Raw genomic sequence first — 15,578 nt, 5'->3', positions numbered from 1 at the left:
ATTCGCCGTCCCGAGCGCCCAGGACGCCGTTTTCCAGGTCCTTGCAGCGAAAATCGGGCTGATCGGCTTGATCCAGATCGAGCATCGCTATTCGCAGTTCTCGCCATTTGGTGTCGTTAGCGACAGAGAAATACTCTGATCGTTGGATCATCGACCTCTCCATCAGCACGCTGCAAACGGATCGAGCAGAGCTACGCCGGTGGACTCAATATCAGCAGTGTTGCGCGTCACCAGTGTCAGGCCGTGGACCTTGGCCGTGGCGGCGAGCAGACTATCAATGAGCGGCAGCGGGTTCGGAATTCCAAGGAGAGCCCAAGTCTCGGCGATTGTCTCGTCAATGGCAAGAACCCGATCAGCAAGTCGAGTCCTCATTTGCGAAAACCATCTGTCGAGAGATTTCGCCTGGAGAGGATCATTCCGCCTTTTCAGCTCGATACCCCGGCGAATTTCGGCGAGAACCAAGACACTGGTTCCGATATCCTCCGCCGGGGTCTGACTAACCCAACGAACGACGTTGGGGTGCGCTCGCTCGCGCTTGCGTATTTCGGAAATGACATTGGTGTCGAGGAGGTATCTCATAAATCAACCTTGCGCCAGCCATCGCGTCGCGGCTGATCAAACACGCCGTCGAAGACTTCGTCAGCAAGCTCGGAGCCGAAGACGTCGAAGGCTGTCTTGACGTCCGGACTTTGGAGGGCGCTAGCAAGTGTTGATCGAAGTGCCGCGGCTCGCTCCGGTCTGTCGCGCAGGGTTTCGGCCAATGCGCGGATGAGGCCCGCATCCTTCTTGGCGGCTTGGACTTCGACCCGTACCAGCCCCCGCGCCGCAGCGCGGCGCCGATGCATCCGAGTTGCCTTGCGCTGGGATCTGGTTGCCACGGCTCACCCTTAGAATTTTCCGGTAATATAACCGGACATGCTGGAGTGTCCAAGGGAATGAGCAGAGTGCCAAACAAAATCCCCCGGCAGAGCCGGGGGCAACGTCATGATCTCTCGCGTGTCGTGAGAGGCATCAGGAGACCTTGAGGTTCTCCGCGGATGATTTGCCGCGGTTCTCCACGAGGTCGTATTCAACCACCTGGTTCTCGTTGAGGGTCGAGAGTCCGGCGCGCTCGACGGCGGAGATGTGGACGAACACGTCCTTGTCGCCGCCGTTCGGCTTGATGAACCCATAGCCCTTGGTTGGGTTGAACCATTTGACGGTGCCCTTTTGTGGCATCGCTAGTCTCCTCCACTAGATAGAAAAAAGACGCGGCCGCTTTTTCGCGTGCCACGCCACAAACGGCCTTCCGAAAGTCTGTCGAGTCTTGAGTCAATGTCGCGAAACGCACAGCCAGCGGCCAATTCCGTTGTGGCCAATATTGCAACATGAAAACCGTGCGTTAGCAAGCAGAGCACGAATTTCAAGATCGCCCCGGATGTGCCCGGGCCCAATTTCGACCTGTGGCCGGGGAACCACAATCAGGAGCAATCCCCCTTATCTGGAGGCGTCCCGTGGTTGACCCTCCGTAACAGTTCGGCGCAAATCAGCTCATGGGTGTGCCGCTCATGTTGCATTTTTGCGCGCCGCCATTTGCTTCGGGTTTTGTCGTCATGCGCTGCACTGCGCAGCCACCAGGGACACGGCAGACGATCGGGCTGAACCGCGTCCGCCGGGTCGCGGCAGCGATCGCCACGACCTTCACCCTTATGGCGTTTGAGCTCATCGTGACGATGTCGGCGGCTACGGCCGTCCTCGCGCAAAGTCCCACGCCGACGCCGACCCCGACCCCGACACCCACGCCGTCGCCGACCCCGGTCCCGATGCCGACCTCGGCCAATTATGACCAGTCGGCCGGCAACAGCACGCTCAATCTCGGCTCAGGTTTCCTGGAGCGCCTCGGCAACCAGGCATCGAGCGGCTTTAACCGGGCGTTGCGGACCAATCCCGGCGGTGGCGGCGCATCGGCGAGCACCGAAGATCCGCGCTACCGCACCTGGTTCGAGGGCTACGGCATCTCGGTCCGCACCGATGCGCAAGGAGACTTCGTCGGCGACAAGCGCAAGACCTTTGGCGGCGTCGCCGGCATCGGCGCACGTCTCGCGCCGGGTGTCAGTATCGGCTTTTCGGTCGACCAGAGCCACACCGACGTCGACGTGCCCTTGGCGCTCCAGTCCGCGACACTCGACCTCACCCAAATCGGCTTCAATGGCTCCGTCGACAAGGGGCCATGGACCTGGGCCTTTGCGGTGGTGCACGGCTTTGGCAAGGTCCGTTCCAGCCGTGATACCGGCCTTGGGCTTGCGCGGGCGGGCTACAGCGCCGCGGTCGACGGCGCGCTGACCGAGATCAGCTATTACTGGACCAAGGACCAGATGCGCATCGTGCCGAAGGGCGCGGTCGAATATGTGCGCGGTACCAGCGCGGCGTTCCAGGAGGTCGGCGGCCTTGATCCGCTCAACGTCGGCGCAACAGCGCTGTCGCGTGCGCGCATCATGATCGGGGCCGAGATCGGCCGCTATTTCGTCATCGACCAGAAGATCCTAGACCTGTCCGCCTACGGCAAGTTCGTCGACAATTTCCACCAGGACCTCGGATCGATCCAGGTCAGCCTGGGCACCCAGAGCATCGTCGTTCCCGGCATCGGCGAGAGCCGCTACGGCATGGATGCCGGCGCCTCGGCCTCGCTCAGCCTGACCAGCGTCGCGCGGCTCTACGTCAATTACGAGGGCAAGCTCCGCAACGAGCTCACGTCGCACCAGGGCACGGTCGGCTTCGAATACAAATGGTGAGCTGAAGTTTATGCGGGTGTTGCCGCGACATAGCCCGTCAGCCCAAATCCCTCGCGCGCGGCCGTCATCATCGGCACCAGCGCGTTCGGATGGATGAACTCGTCGCGGAAGCAGGGATAGGTCCTAGGATCGAAGATCTTCTTCAGCCAGTCGACCACAATCTTGTGCCGCTCGGAGGTGCGGAACTCCTTGTGATAGGTGAGCCAGAGATCGGCGTGGTGGCTGACGCCGAGATCGACGGCAACGAGCGGCGCACCAAGCGCGATCGAAACCGTCGGCAGGAAGCCGATGCCGGCGCCGCGTTCGACGGCATAGAGCGCACCGACCGAGGAATTGATCTTGATGCCGACGATGCCCTCCAGCGACGTCAGCCCGAGCACGCGGGCATAAGCGCCGTCGTCGACTTGCGGCGCGCTCTGCTTGATGATGCGGTGGTTGTTGAGTTCGGCGAGCGTTGCCGGGACGCCGTAAAGGCTCTCGTACTCCTTGGAGACGAACGGATAGATGTGCAGCCGGCCCAGCTTGGCGACGATCAGATCCGGATTGGTGGGTGGCTCGAGCTGGATCGCGATGTCGGATTCCAAGCGAGCGACGTCGGCCTGCTCCATCGCACAGCGCAGATCGACGGTGATCTTGCGATAAGTCTTCTGGAAATCGATCAGCCGCGGCAAAATCCAGAAATTGCCGGGCCCCTCCGTCACCGCGACGCGCACGGTGCCGGCAGTGTCGTTCGACGAACGCGAGGCGCGACGGAAGACGTTGAAGGCGTGACGCTCCATATGCGCGACGTCGGCGATCATCGCGGTGCCTTCATCGCTGAGCGTGAGCCCGCTCTGGTCGCGCAGGAACAGCTTGCAGCCGATGCTCTCTTCGAGCCGGTCGATCCTGCGCATCAAGGTGGTGGAGGTGAGCCCGAGCTCTTCGGCTGCATTGCGAAAACTTTTATATTTTGCGCACGCTAAAAACAGCTTCAAATCGTCCCAGGACGCACCCAGGGCTTCTTCACGGTGCTGCATCATCGCAGCACCCCGGTGCAATAACTGCTGCATACTGTTGGTCCCCAACCGCTAAGCTCGTCCTCATAGCGGGGTACGAAAGCGGCAAACGATAGAGAGGCGATATCGGTATGGAAAGGGGCTCGTTTGACGCACGGCATGATTTCGATGCGCTGCCGCTGAGCCCGGACGTCGATGTCCGTTGTGCGCAATCTTCCGAAATCGCGGCGCTTTCGGAGATGGCGCATCGGCTGGTGCCGGGTGTGCGGATCGAGGCGGCGGAGCTTTCGAAATATCTCACGTTCGATCCTCAGAGCATCCTGACTTTCAGCCGGAAGGGACTTCTGCTCGGCGGCATGGCCTTCCTGTTCCTCAATGATCGCGGGCACGATGCGCTGCTGCTCGACGAGATCTGCCTGACTGCGCCGGAGACGCGCCATCTCGCTTCAGCGAAGGACGACGTTGCGGCCATCTACATCTGGGCGATCGCGGCGACGGGGCGCGGCATCGCCGGTCTCGGCAAGGCCGCGGCTCATCTGCGACAGCTAAGGTTTCGCGGCGCCGATTGCTATGCGCAGCCGTCAACCGTGGCCGGACGCGATATCATGAGGGCGACCGGCTTTGCGCCCGTTCCGAGCTTCCAACCCGACCTCTGGTGCTACGAGCGCCCCTGGCATCGCCGGCCGATGCCGGGTGCAATCATCCAAGCAAGGAGTTTTGCAGATGCACGGTACTAGAATTCCTCTCGCCAAGCCCGACTCCCGCGCCGTTACCATTCGCCTTGCGCGCGATCCCAGCGATCTCATGCTGGTCACCGCGATCCGTTCCGCGGTCTATCTCGCCGAGCAGAATTGTCCGTTCGAGGAGGAGTTCGACGGCAACGACATGGTCGCCGCGCATTTCATCGGCTTCGTCGGTAACGAGCCCGCGGGCTGCCTGCGCGTGCGCTTCTTCGGCGACTTCGCCAAGGTGGAGCGGCTTGCGGTGCGTCACCAGTACCGGCGCTCGCGCGTCTCGTTCAAGCTGGTGCAGGCGAGTGTCGACTATGTGAAGCGCAAGGGCTTCCGCAAGATTTACGGCCAGGCGCAGGACCGCCTGGTGGATTTCTGGGCCCATTTCGGCGCCAAGCCGCTCGGCCACAATCGCAAGATCACTTTTTCCGATTTCTCCTACACCGAGATGCTGCTTGAGATCGAGCCCGGCCCGGACGCCATCACGCTGGACAGCGATCCCTATGTGATCATCCGGCCCGAAGGCGATTGGGACCGGCCGGGCGTGCTCGACGCCTCGGCGGGGCGGGCGGTGACCTCGCCACTGCGGCACCTCGCGGCCGCCGATCACTGAGCTAGGTGCAACTGCGCGCAAGACAATGCCGGTTTCCATCCACGATGATCCTCCGATCCTGGTCTGCGCGGACCTGCAGGTCGAATATCTGACCCCTGGGCGCCGCCACGTCATCCTCGGCGGCGATGCCGCCACCGCACGCTGCCTGGAACTGCTGACGCTGTGGCGCAGCAATCTCTGGCCGGTGATGCATTTGAAGCGCATCGCGCAGGCGGCCTGGTTCAATCCGGCATCCAGGCTGACCGATTGGATCGCGGAGGCGAAGCCGCGTCCGGGAGAAATGACGTTCGAGCATCCGCTGCCCTCGGCCTACAGCTCGTCGCGGTTTGTGGACTACATGTCCAATATCCACAATGTGCGCTGCGTGTTGGCCGGCTTTTCCCTGGACGAGACCATCCTGGCCACCGCCGTGGACGGGTTTCACCGCAGCCATCGTTACGAGGTGATCACTGACGCCGTGGCCTGCCGGCAGCCGGGCACGGGCGATGCCGCCGCCTACAAGCGTGCAGTAGTGAATGTCATCGGGAATTTTGCTACGATCCATTCCAGCGCCGAACTGATCAGAACCAGCGGCGCCGTTGCGGTGTAGGCGGCCGCGATCGACGGGGTGGGGTTGAGACATTGTCCCGGGGAGAACACCTCAAGGAGCTGGCAAGCGATTTGTCGCGTGCCGTCGAAACGGCGCGCCGCGTCGGCTTGCCCACGACGGTCTATCTGCTCTCGATGGCGCTCGTCGAGGTGAGGGAGGCCGCCGCCGCTGAAGACGGGGATGACGACGACGCGGCCTAAAAAGCCGTCCAATCCCGATATGCGGCTTTGTGCAACGCTGCTGAGCGCTTGCTGCCGACGAATTGGCGTTGCAAGCTTTGTCTCATCGAAATAGCCAAGTAACTTGATCATCAAGTGATGACGCTGGCTGTGCCGGCGGTGTCACGACTTTAGGGATCCCTGCAAATGTCCATGCTGCCGAATTCGCAAGAGGCCCGGGATGTGGCCTACCAGCTCCATCCCTACACCAACGCGCGCACCCATCAGCAGGCCGGTCCTCTCGTGATCGAGCGCGGCGAGGGTCCCTACGTGTTCGATGCCGCGGGCAAGCGCTATTTCGAGGCGATGGCCGGCCTGTGGAGCGTCGGGCTGGGCTTCAATGAGAAGCGTCTGGTCGACGCCGCGCACAAGCAGATGCAGGCGCTGCCGTTCTATCACACCTTCTCGGCCAAATCGCACGGGCCCTCGATCGACCTCGCCGAGAAGCTGGTCGCGCTCGCGCCGGTGCCGATGAGCAAGGTGTTCTTCACCAATTCCGGCTCGGAAGCCAATGACACGGTGCTGAAGCTGATTGCCTACCGCTCCAACGCGCTGGGCCAGCCGCAGCGCAAGAAGGTGATCAGCCGCCTGCGCGCCTATCACGGCGTCACTATCGCCTCGGCCAGCCTCACGGGCCTGCCCAACAATCACCGCTCGTTCGACCTGCCGCTGCCGAACATCCTGCACACGGGCTCGCCGCATTTCTACAAGGACGGCGCACCCGGCGAGAGCGAGGAGGCGTTCGCGACGCGCCGGGCCGAGGAACTGGACGCGCTGATCCAGAAGGAGGGCCCGGATACGATCGCGGCTTTCTTCGGCGAGCCGGTGATGGGTGCGGGCGGCGTCATCGTTCCGCCGGCGACCTATTGGGACAAGATCCAGAAGGTCTTGAAGAAGTACGACATCCTGCTGGTCGCCGACGAGGTGATCTGCGGATTTGGCCGCACCGGCAAGATGTTCGGCTGCGAGACCTACGGCATCAAGCCGGATGCGATCGTGGTGTCCAAGCAGATCACTTCGAGCTATTTCCCGCTGTCGGCGATCCTGCTGAACGACCGCATGTTCGAGCCAATCGCCGACGAGAGCAACAAGATCGGCGTGCTCGGCCACGGCTTCACCGCGGGCGGTCATCCCGTCGGCTCGGCGATTGCGCTTGAGAATTTGAAGATCATCGAGGAGCGCGGCCTGGTCGCGCATGCTGCCGAACTCGGCGGCTACATGCAGGGCAAGCTGCGCGAGCTCGCCAGCGGTCCGCTGGTCGGCGAGGTCCGCGGCGTCGGCATGATTGCCGCCCTCGAGCTCGTGCTCGACAAGGGGCGCAAGACCGCAGCCGCTACGCCGGGCGCCGTCGGCGGCATCGCCAGCCGCATGCTGCAGGAGCGCGGCGTTATCTCCCGCAACATGCTCGATGCCATCGCCATCTGCCCGCCGCTGATCGCCACCAGGGCGCAGATCGACGAACTGATCGCGGCGATCTCGGGTGTGCTGGAGGACATGAAGGGGGAAGTTGCGAAGCTGACACCGGCGTAAAATCTCTCCTCATTATTGCGAGGAGCGAAGCGACGAAGCAATCTAGCCTGCCTCCAACGAAAGATTCTGGATTGCTTCGCGGAGCCTGTCATCGGGCCGCGCTTCGCGCGGACCCGTTGGCTCGCACTGACGACGCGGCTGGCAGAGCGCCAGCCACAGGCCTTCGCGGGCCTACGCCCGCTGCACCCCGATCACGCGGCCTTTTTCGATTGCGAGCGCCAGCTCGCCCCGCTTCAGTTTCAGCGCGGCATCGCCGAACAGCTCGCGGCGCCAGCCACGCAAAGCCGGCACGTCGGCCTCGTCACTGGCTGCGATCTCTTCGAGATCGTCGACGGTGGCGATCACCTTGCTGGCGACGGCATGGCGCTCCGCGGTCATGCGCAGCAGCACCTTCAACAATTCGACGATGGCCGCTCCATTGGAATTGTTGCGCGGCTTCTCCAGCTTCGGCAGCGCCGAGAAATCCCGCGCCAGTCCGCGCTCGACGGCGGCGACGATGTCCGCGCCCCATTTGGATTTCTCAAACCCCTTCGGCACCGAGCGCAGATGGGCGAGCTTCTCAAGCGTAGTCGGCGCATGCGTTGCGATGTCGCTGACCGCTTCATCGCGCAGCACGCGGCCGCGCGGCACGTCGCGGCTCTGCGCCTCCTGCTCGCGCCAGGCCGCCACCTCCATCAGCACGGCGAGGTCCTTCGGCTTGCGCACCCGGGTCTTCAGCCGCTCCCAGGCGCGCTCGGGGTGGAAGTCGTAGGTTCTGGGCGAGGTCAAAACCTCCATCTCGATGGAGACCCATTCGCTGCGGCGGCGCTTCTTCAGGTCGGCATCGAGCGCCGCGAACACGTCGCGCAAGTGGGTGACGTCGGAGACCGCGTAGTGCATCTGCTCCTTGGAGAGCGGCCGGCGTGACCAGTCGGTGAAGCGGTGGGTCTTGTCCGGGCGGTGCCCGGTGACCTTCTCGACAAGCTGGTCGTAGGCAATGCTGTCGCCATAGCCGAGCACCATGGCCGCGACCTGGGTGTCGAACACCGGGTGGGGAATGATGCCGGCCTGGTGCCAGATGATCTCGATGTCCTGGCGAGCGGCGTGGAAGACCTTCAGCACGGCCTCGTTGCCCATCAGCTCGAAGAACGGCTTGAGGTCGATGCCCTCGGCCAGGGCGTCGATGACGACAGCTTCCTCGGCGCTCGCCATCTGCACCACGCACAACAGCGGGTAATAGGTGGTTTCGCGCAGGAACTCGGTATCGACGGTGATGACGGGGTGCTTGGCCAGCCGGCTGCAGGCAGCCGCAAGGTCAGCGGTGGTGGTAATCAAATCCATGAACGGCCCATGACGAGACCATCAGCCGTTCTGCCGAAAGTGCAGTGATGTCAAGGGGCTCGATGCGAATTCGAGCCTTGCATTTGGGCCGGAATCGCCTTTTCCGACAAAAATCCTATTCGTAGCGGACCCGTTGCGAGGATTTCCGGACACATGGCAGTGCCACCACAAGCACGCACATGCCGACCAGAGCCAGTCCCAGGAACTCGAATACCAACAGGTCCACGGTGAAAACCCCTCAGAAACATTGCTAAACTTGTCCGGGACGAATTGAGGGTCTGTTAATTCTCGTGGTTACCGGCCGCGGGGCGGGCCGGATGGTGGACAAGGCGTTAACGGGCGGGGCCCGTCGAAACGCATTCGGCGCCCCGCATGACGGTGCGCCGAAGTTTGTTCGCGCGATGAGTTGCGGGCTTACGGCAGTTTCAGCGACGTCTCAGCGTTGTACGGCTTGAGCGTCTCGTCGGCGGCTCTCTGAGCGGCGGCGAGGGCGTCCTTCGGCTGCTTCTTGCCGTTGAGGACCAGCATTACCTCGTCCTCGAGGTTCTTGCGCACCGGCACAGTCTTGTAGGTCGCAAACCACGGCTTTGCGACGTCGAGCTGTTCGACGGCGGTCTTGGCGTCCGGGTTCTTGTTCAGGAAGTCGACCATATCGGGCGTCTTGTAGGCGGCCATATTGGGCGCGAAATAGCCGGTGGCGCGGCTCCACCAACCGCTCTTCTCGGGCGAGGTCATCCACTTGATCAGCGTCCAGGCGGCCTTCTGCTTGTCGGCTTCGAGCCCTGCCGGAATGATCAGCGATGCGCCGCCGATCGGCACGGCGTTGCGGACGTTGCGAGGAATGAAGGCGACCTTGTAGCTGAACTTGGCGTTGTCGCGCACATAGGTCAGCGACCCTGTCGAGAGCATCATCATCGCAGCATTGCCGGAAATGAAGGAGGTGCTGACGGCCGGGCCGGGCGTCGCGCCGGGCGCATGCACCTTGTGCTTAAAGATGAGGTCGTTCCACCAGGTGAGCGCACCGAGCATCGAAGGCGTGTCGTAATAAACTTCGCCGCCAAACTCCTCGTTGTAGTAGCGCCCGCCGTTGGACGTCGTGAGCGTTTCCATCATCCAGCCGCAATAATCATAGGCGCATGGAATGGCGATGCCCCAGCGCATGACCTTGTCACCCTCGCGCTTGGTGAGCTTCTTGGCCCATTCGGTAAGCTCGGCCCAGGTCTGCGGCGGCTTGTTCGGATCGAGGCCGGCCTCCTTGGCCTGATCGGCATTGATGTAGAGCAGCGGCGTCGAGTTGTGGAAGGGCACGCCGTAGACCGAGCGGTTGATCACCGCGTTGCCCTGCAGCGCCGGGAAGAACTGGCCCAAGAACTTTTCCTTGGTAGTGCCGTCGGCGGCGATCAGAGGGTCGAGATTGGTAAGCTCGTTCTCGATCTGCATGTCGAGCAGGAAGTTGGCCGACATGATCACGGCTGACGGCGGCTTGCCGGCCTTGATCGCCGCGCGCGTCTTGATCAGCGTGTCGTCGTAGGAACCGGTGTAGACCGCGGTCGCCTTGACCTCGGGGTGGGTCTCGTTGAACTCCTTGATCAAGGTCCCCATGTCGCGGGCGAGCTTGCCGTCGACCGGGACGGGGAAGAACAAATCGATCTCGGTCGGGCCTTCGCCGGCAAGGGCCGGAAAGGCGAGGGCGCCAGCCAATGTGCCTGCAATGGCAAGGCCGAGCATGAGCCTGCGGGAGAACAGCATCGGAAAATCTCCTATTTGATGCCTGAGGTGACGAAAGAGCTGATGAAGCGCTTCTGGAAGATCAGGAAGGTGACGAGCAGCGGTGCGATCACCATCAGGGTTCCCGCGGCGATGGTGCCCCAGGCCTGCGTGCCCTCGGCCGTCTTGGTGAAGACGGAGAGCCCGACCGTGAGCGGCCGCTTGTCCGGCGAATTGATCACCATCAGCGGCCACAGGAAATCGTTCCAGTGGCTGGTCACGGAGATGATGGCGAAGGCCGAGAAGCTCGGCAGCGACAGTGGCACGTAGATGTGGCGGATGCGCTGGAATAGGCCGGCGCCGTCGATCAGGGCGGCATCCTCCAGCTCCGTTGGAATGGCCTCGAACGCTTGTCGCATCAGGAAGGTGCCGAAGGCGGAGGCAAAGAAAGGCATCATCACGCCAGTGAGCGTGTCGTAGAGGCCGAGCTGCGCGATCAGGCTTAAATTGGGCACGATCAGCAGCACCGGCACCAGCATCAGCTGCATCAGGAACAGGTAGAAGATCAGCGTCTTGCCGGCGAAGGCGAGGCGCGCAAAAGCAAAGCCCGCCAGCGTGATCGTGACGAACTGCACCAGCAGGATGCCGGTGCAGATGATTGTGGTGTTGAGGGTGTAGCGCGGGAAGTCGCCGATCTCCCAGGCATCCCTGATGTTGTCGAGCGTCGGCTTCAGGCTCGGCATCAGCTCGGCCATGAGGTTGATGCCATCGGAGGCCGGGCGCAGGGTCGCCACGCCCATCCAGACGAACGGGATCAGCCAGACCAGTGCGAGCAGCACGGTCAGTATGAAACCGAGCTTTGGCGTGATCTCGCGGCGGGTGGCGAGCGGAGCATCCCTGAACAGACGGTCGATCAAATTCATGGGCCGCTCTCGCGGTCCGCCAGCGTCCGGAACGAAAGCGCGGTGAGGCCCATCAACGCTGCCAGCGTCAGCAGCGTCGCCGCCGACGCCTTGCCGACGTCATAATGCTCGACGGCCTGCTGATAGATGTAGAACAGCACGAGATTGGTCGAGTTGGACGGGCCACCCTGGGTCAGGACGAAGACGTGGTCGACTTGCGTCACCGCATTCAGCGTCGCGATCACGGTGACGAACAGGAAGGTGGGCTTGAGCTCCGGCAGGATGATGTAGCGCAGGCGCTGGAACGGACCGGCGCCGTCGAGATGGGCGGCCTCCATGACGTCCTCCGGCACCGCCTGCAGGCCCGCGAGGAAGAACAGCATGTGATAGCCGGCGTTCTTCCAGATCGTGATCACCATGATCGCTGATAGCGCGATGTCGGGATCGCCCAGCCAGTTCGGCAGCACCGGAAGTAGCCGGCCGATGTAATAATCGAGCAGGCCGACATTGGGCAGGAAGATGAACAGGAACAGCGCGGAGGCTGCGACCATCGGGATCAGCACCGGCAGGAATAGCGCGGCGCGGAGCGCGCTGGTCACTGCGCTGGTGCGCGAGAGCGCGAGTGCAAACAAGAGCGCGAGGCCGATGCTCGGGATCGCTGTGCAGACTGCGTAAATGAGATTGTTGACGACCGCGCCGGTGAAGGCGGGGTCGGCAAGCACCGCGCTGACATTGTCGAGGCCGACGAAGCGCACGGGCTCTTTCGGCGTCGTGCGCTGATAGAGCGCATCGATAAGCACGCGGCCCATCGCGCCATAGGTGAACAGCGCCAGGAAGACCAGCGAGGGGAGCAGCAGCAGATAGGCCGGCAGCGACGCCGTGAAGCCGGCGGTGAAGCGTTTCAGGACATGCAGACGCGGTGCCGCCGAGGTCGCGCGCGGGAGAGCCGCGGGTTCAGCGAGGCTCATCTCACCGGGCCAGGAAGTTGAGCGCATAGTCGCGGTCACCGATTCCCGCTGGCGCGGCGAAAGGGAAGCGTGGGCTTTGGTCGAGGAAGTCGTGGCTGTGCACGACCAGGTTCTCATCGTCGATCAGCACCACGCCGTAGGCCGGCGGCTCGTGGCTCGCCAAATGCGGCGCGTTGGCATTCAGCTCGAACCAGACCTGGTGGTTGGTGCCGCGCAGCGTGGAGAAGGGAGTCTTGCCGTAGCTGCCGAAGATCGGCCGGTGCACATGGCCGAAGAAGAGGTGGCGGATGCGCGAACGGTAAGGCGCGATCACCTCGGCGAATTCGGCGCTCTGCTTCAGCGCGATCTCGTCCATTGCGAGTACGCCGACCGGGAAGGGCGGATGATGCATGAACACCACGAACGGCATGTCGGCCGGCGCGGCGGCCAGCGTGCTTGCGAGCCAGCCGAGGCGCTTGCCGCACATCTCGCCGGCATGGCTGGTCTCGTCCAGCGTGTCCAGGAAGACGAACAGGCCGTGCTCGGTCGTCCGCGTGCCCTGCACGAAGCCGTTCTGATCGCGCGGCGCGGACCGAAGGCGGTCGAGGCAAGCGTCGCGGCGGTCGTGATTGCCGACCATGGCAACGTACGGGATTTTCAGCGCAGCCATGCGTCGGCGAAATTGGCGTAGGACTCCGGCTCGCCCCAATGGGTGAGGTCGCCGGTCACCACAGCAAACGCAGCGTCCGACTGATGCTTGTTGATGTCGACAATCGCGGCATCCAGCCGGGCGCGCGGGTCGAGGCCATAGAGCTTTTGCCCGGGATTCGCGAGATGCGTGTCAGTGAGATGGATGAATTTGAAGGACATGGCGCGCTGTGTCGGGACTGTTGGAGGATGGACGCCTCCGGCAAGACGGCCCTGACAGGCGGTTAGAGCGCCAGTGTTTCAGTTTGATGACAGCGGTTCCCGCGTCCACAAGTGGCGACGTGGTAGGGTGGATTAGCCGAAGGTGTAATCCACCACTGTGAGCCCACTTCAAGTTGTGCTATCGCTGATCCATGTCCAACTATCGCCGCGCATTCGTCCCGGGAGGATGCTGGTTCTTCACGGTGAACCTGCTCGATCGGCGGAGGGCTCTTCTGATAGACAAGATCAACATCTTACGGGGCGCCGTGGCAGCAACGCGCCAGAGCCATCCATTCGAGATCGACGCGTTTGTGGTCCTGCCGGATCATCTGCACGCGATCTGGAAGCTTCCGCCGGGGGACGCCAATTTCTCGGTGCGCAGGCCGTTGATCAAGACACGTTTTGCCAAGGCACTCCCTGCGAATGAGCCGCTGAGCGCTTTTCGTGCCGCTCGGAACGAGCGCGGCATCTGGCAACGCCGGTACTGGAGCATCTCATCCGTGACGAGACCGACTACGCGCGTCATGTCGAGTATTGCTATTACAATCCCATCAAGCACGGTCATGTCTCGAAGGTGTGCGACTGGCCGTACTCGTCGTTTCACCGTGATGTCCCGCCGGTTTGTTTCCAGAGGATTGGGGCGGCGACGTCAAGATCGCGGGCGAGTGCGGCGAGCGGGCGTGATGCTCGCGGCAGCGGCAGCCGGTAGGGTGGATTAGCGAAGCGTAATCCACCAATCTACTTTCCGCTGGTTGAGAGAAGAGGTGGATTACGCCTCCGGCTAATCCACCCTACGCAGCTACGTCAGGCGAGTTCAGCTCCACGAACAATCTTTCTTTGTCCGGGTGATCAGGGGGAGTTAGGTGCCACAAAAAGTCTGCAGCACCCGCTGGTCCGGCAGCGGCGGATCGGCATAAGCCTCATACTCCGGCTGGTCCTCGTAGGGCCTGGCCAGCACCTTCACCAATTCTTCGAACGGGGCGTAATCGTCGTTGTTGACGGCGGCCTGGATCACGGCTTCGACGCGGTGGTTGCGCGGGATGAACATCGGGTTCACGGCGTGCATGGCGGCTTGCCGCTCGGCCGCGCTCTGCGGCTCGAGCGCGATGCGCGCGCGCCAGCGTCCGGCCCATTCGTCAAACACCGCGGGCTCCATGAACTGCGCGCGCACGTCTGCGCCTCCGTCGCCTGCGGCATCGCCGAGCTTGCGGAAGGTGAGGGTGAAGTCCGCCTGGTTCTTCGCCATGGCATCGAGCAGGTCCTGGATCAGCGCCTCGTCGCCGTCGCGCTCCGTGAACAGGCCGATCTTCCTGCGCAGGCCGGCCTGATAGGCGGCACTGAACGTCTCGGCGAAGGCGCCGAGAATGTCCTGGGCTTCGGCGACCGCCTTTTCCTGCTCGTCTGAGAACAGCGGCAGCAGGCATTCGGCGAGCCGGGTCAGATTCCACAAGCCAATGCGCGGCTGGTTAGCGTAGGCGTAGCGGCCCATCTCGTCGATCGAGGAAAACACCTGCGCGGGATTGTAGGCATCCATGAAGGCGCAGGGGCCGTAGTCGATGGTCTCGCCGGAAATGGACGTGTTGTCGGTGTTCATCACGCCATGGATGAAGCCGACCAGGAGCCAGCGCGCGATGAGCTCAGCCTGGCGCGCAACGACGGCTGCGAGCAGCGCGTGATGGGGCCGCTCCGCTTGAAGCAAATCCGGGTAATGACGGGTGATGACGTGGTCGGCGAGCCGGCGGATGGCCTCGGTGTCGCGGCGGACGGCAAAGAACTGGAAGGTGCCGACGCGGATATGGCTGGAGGCGACGCGCGTCAGCACCGCGCCGGGCAGGGCGGTCTCGCGGATTACATGCTCGCCGGTGACGACCGCGGCGAGCGAGCGCGTGGTCGGAATGCCGAGCGCGAACATCGCCTCGCTGACGATGTATTCGCGCAAGACCGGCCCGAGCGCGGCACGGCCGTCGCCGCGGCGGGAGAACGGGGTTGGGCCGCTTCCCTTGAGCTGGATGTCGCGGCGGATGCCGTCTTTGTCGATGACCTCGCCGAGCAGGATAGCGCGGCCGTCGCCGAGCTGGGGCACGAAATGCCCGAACTGGTGGCCGGCATAGGCCATAGCGATGGGATCGGCGCCCACGGGAACCGTCTTGCCGGCCAGGATTTCGGCGCCTTCCGGGGTCTCCAGCATATCAGGGTCGAGCCCGAGCTGGACCGCCAGCGGCCGGTTCAGCTTGATCAGCCGGGGCGCCGCCACGGGGGTCGGCGGGACGCGGGCGAAGAAGCTGTCCGGCAGCGCCGCATAGGAGTTCTGGAAGGGGAAATGAACCGTCATGAGCTCAAGATAGG

The 15,578-nt window shown here is 63.2% G+C and carries 17 protein-coding genes and 1 pseudogene; 7 read left to right on the top strand and 11 right to left on the bottom strand.

Features of this window, described 5'->3' with window-relative positions; all coding sequences use genetic code 11:
• Positions 1-162: 162 nt before the first annotated feature.
• The 3 genes from IVA91_RS06550 to IVA91_RS06540 form a co-directional block, all read right to left on the bottom strand.
• Positions 163-579 (bottom strand): type II toxin-antitoxin system VapC family toxin, encoded by a 417-nt coding sequence (locus IVA91_RS06550; RefSeq protein WP_247419976.1) that lies wholly within the window; start codon positions 577-579, stop codon positions 163-165.
• Positions 576-845 carry a hypothetical protein gene (locus IVA91_RS06545; RefSeq protein WP_247419973.1) on the bottom strand — a complete coding sequence of 90 codons (270 nt, stop codon included), beginning with the start codon at positions 843-845 and terminating at the stop codon, positions 576-578. The genes IVA91_RS06550 and IVA91_RS06545 overlap by 4 nt, the downstream gene beginning before the upstream one ends.
• A gap of 166 nt (positions 846-1,011) precedes the next feature.
• On the bottom strand, positions 1,012-1,218 hold the full coding sequence (locus tag IVA91_RS06540) for a cold-shock protein (RefSeq protein ID WP_008551638.1): 207 nt from the start codon (positions 1,216-1,218) through the stop codon (positions 1,012-1,014).
• A 374-nt stretch (positions 1,219-1,592) separates the two neighbouring features.
• On the opposite strand from IVA91_RS06540, the gene IVA91_RS06535 reads away from it, so the two are divergent.
• Complete coding sequence (locus IVA91_RS06535; protein ID WP_247419970.1) at positions 1,593-2,771, top strand: autotransporter outer membrane beta-barrel domain-containing protein; 1,179 nt, start codon at positions 1,593-1,595, stop codon at positions 2,769-2,771.
• Between the two features lie 8 nt (positions 2,772-2,779).
• Here the strand turns inward: IVA91_RS06535 and IVA91_RS06530 are convergent, their stop codons facing one another.
• Positions 2,780-3,820 carry a LysR family transcriptional regulator gene (locus IVA91_RS06530; RefSeq protein ID WP_247419967.1) on the bottom strand — a complete coding sequence of 347 codons (1,041 nt, stop codon included), beginning with the start codon at positions 3,818-3,820 and terminating at the stop codon, positions 2,780-2,782.
• A 77-nt stretch (positions 3,821-3,897) separates the two neighbouring features.
• Between IVA91_RS06530 and IVA91_RS06525 the strand changes: the two genes are divergently transcribed.
• The 5 genes from IVA91_RS06525 (at position 3,898) to IVA91_RS06505 (ending at position 7,447) form a co-directional block, all read left to right on the top strand.
• Positions 3,898-4,503, top strand: a complete 606-nt coding sequence (locus IVA91_RS06525) for a hypothetical protein (protein ID WP_247281583.1) — start codon at positions 3,898-3,900, stop codon at positions 4,501-4,503.
• The gene (locus IVA91_RS06520; RefSeq protein ID WP_247419964.1) at positions 4,490-5,110 is read left to right on the top strand and encodes a GNAT family N-acetyltransferase; all 621 of its coding nucleotides are present in this window, start codon (positions 4,490-4,492) and stop codon (positions 5,108-5,110) included. Before IVA91_RS06525 ends, IVA91_RS06520 begins: the two co-directional genes overlap by 14 nt.
• Before the next feature lie 25 nt (positions 5,111-5,135).
• The gene (locus tag IVA91_RS06515) at positions 5,136-5,699 is read left to right on the top strand and encodes an isochorismatase family protein (protein WP_247281581.1); all 564 of its coding nucleotides are present in this window, start codon (positions 5,136-5,138) and stop codon (positions 5,697-5,699) included.
• A 32-nt stretch (positions 5,700-5,731) separates the two neighbouring features.
• On the top strand, positions 5,732-5,899 hold the full coding sequence (locus IVA91_RS06510; protein ID WP_247419960.1) for a hypothetical protein: 168 nt from the start codon (positions 5,732-5,734) through the stop codon (positions 5,897-5,899).
• Between the two features lie 165 nt (positions 5,900-6,064).
• Complete coding sequence (locus IVA91_RS06505) at positions 6,065-7,447, top strand: aspartate aminotransferase family protein (protein ID WP_247281580.1); 1,383 nt, start codon at positions 6,065-6,067, stop codon at positions 7,445-7,447.
• A 171-nt stretch (positions 7,448-7,618) separates the two neighbouring features.
• On the opposite strand, the gene rnd is transcribed toward IVA91_RS06505, so the two are convergent.
• From rnd to IVA91_RS06475, 6 genes are all read right to left on the bottom strand, one after another.
• Positions 7,619-8,767: a ribonuclease D gene (gene rnd / locus IVA91_RS06500; protein WP_247419957.1), complete on the bottom strand. Its 1,149-nt coding sequence runs from the start codon at positions 8,765-8,767 to the stop codon at positions 7,619-7,621.
• Between the two features lie 414 nt (positions 8,768-9,181).
• Entirely contained in the window at positions 9,182-10,516 is a 1,335-nt protein-coding gene (locus IVA91_RS06495) for an ABC transporter substrate-binding protein (protein WP_247458476.1), read from the bottom strand.
• Between the two features lie 11 nt (positions 10,517-10,527).
• The gene (locus IVA91_RS06490; protein ID WP_247419951.1) at positions 10,528-11,397 is read right to left on the bottom strand and encodes a carbohydrate ABC transporter permease; all 870 of its coding nucleotides are present in this window, start codon (positions 11,395-11,397) and stop codon (positions 10,528-10,530) included.
• Positions 11,394-12,344, bottom strand: coding sequence for a sugar ABC transporter permease (locus IVA91_RS06485; RefSeq protein WP_247458475.1), 951 nt, complete (start codon positions 12,342-12,344; stop codon positions 11,394-11,396). The genes IVA91_RS06490 and IVA91_RS06485 overlap by 4 nt, the downstream gene beginning before the upstream one ends.
• Position 12,345: 1 nt before the next feature.
• Positions 12,346-12,993, bottom strand: coding sequence for a metallophosphoesterase (locus IVA91_RS06480; protein WP_247458474.1), 648 nt, complete (start codon positions 12,991-12,993; stop codon positions 12,346-12,348).
• The gene (locus IVA91_RS06475) at positions 12,981-13,193 is read right to left on the bottom strand and encodes a hypothetical protein (protein WP_247458473.1); all 213 of its coding nucleotides are present in this window, start codon (positions 13,191-13,193) and stop codon (positions 12,981-12,983) included. Before IVA91_RS06475 ends, IVA91_RS06480 begins: the two co-directional genes overlap by 13 nt.
• 191 nt (positions 13,194-13,384) lie before the next feature.
• On the opposite strand from IVA91_RS06475, the pseudogene IVA91_RS06470 reads away from it, so the two are divergent.
• Positions 13,385-13,916: pseudogene (locus tag IVA91_RS06470) on the top strand (transposase).
• A 175-nt stretch (positions 13,917-14,091) separates the two neighbouring features.
• Here IVA91_RS06470 and IVA91_RS06465 read toward each other — a convergent pair.
• Positions 14,092-15,564: a protein adenylyltransferase SelO gene (locus tag IVA91_RS06465; RefSeq protein WP_247419944.1), complete on the bottom strand. Its 1,473-nt coding sequence runs from the start codon at positions 15,562-15,564 to the stop codon at positions 14,092-14,094.
• Between the last annotated feature and the right edge of the window lie 14 nt (positions 15,565-15,578).

Source organism: Bradyrhizobium sp. 153 (assembly GCF_023073835.1).
In the GTDB taxonomy this organism is placed as follows: Bacteria; Pseudomonadota; Alphaproteobacteria; order Rhizobiales; family Xanthobacteraceae; genus Bradyrhizobium.
This window is presented reverse-complemented; position numbering and strand designations above follow the sequence as displayed.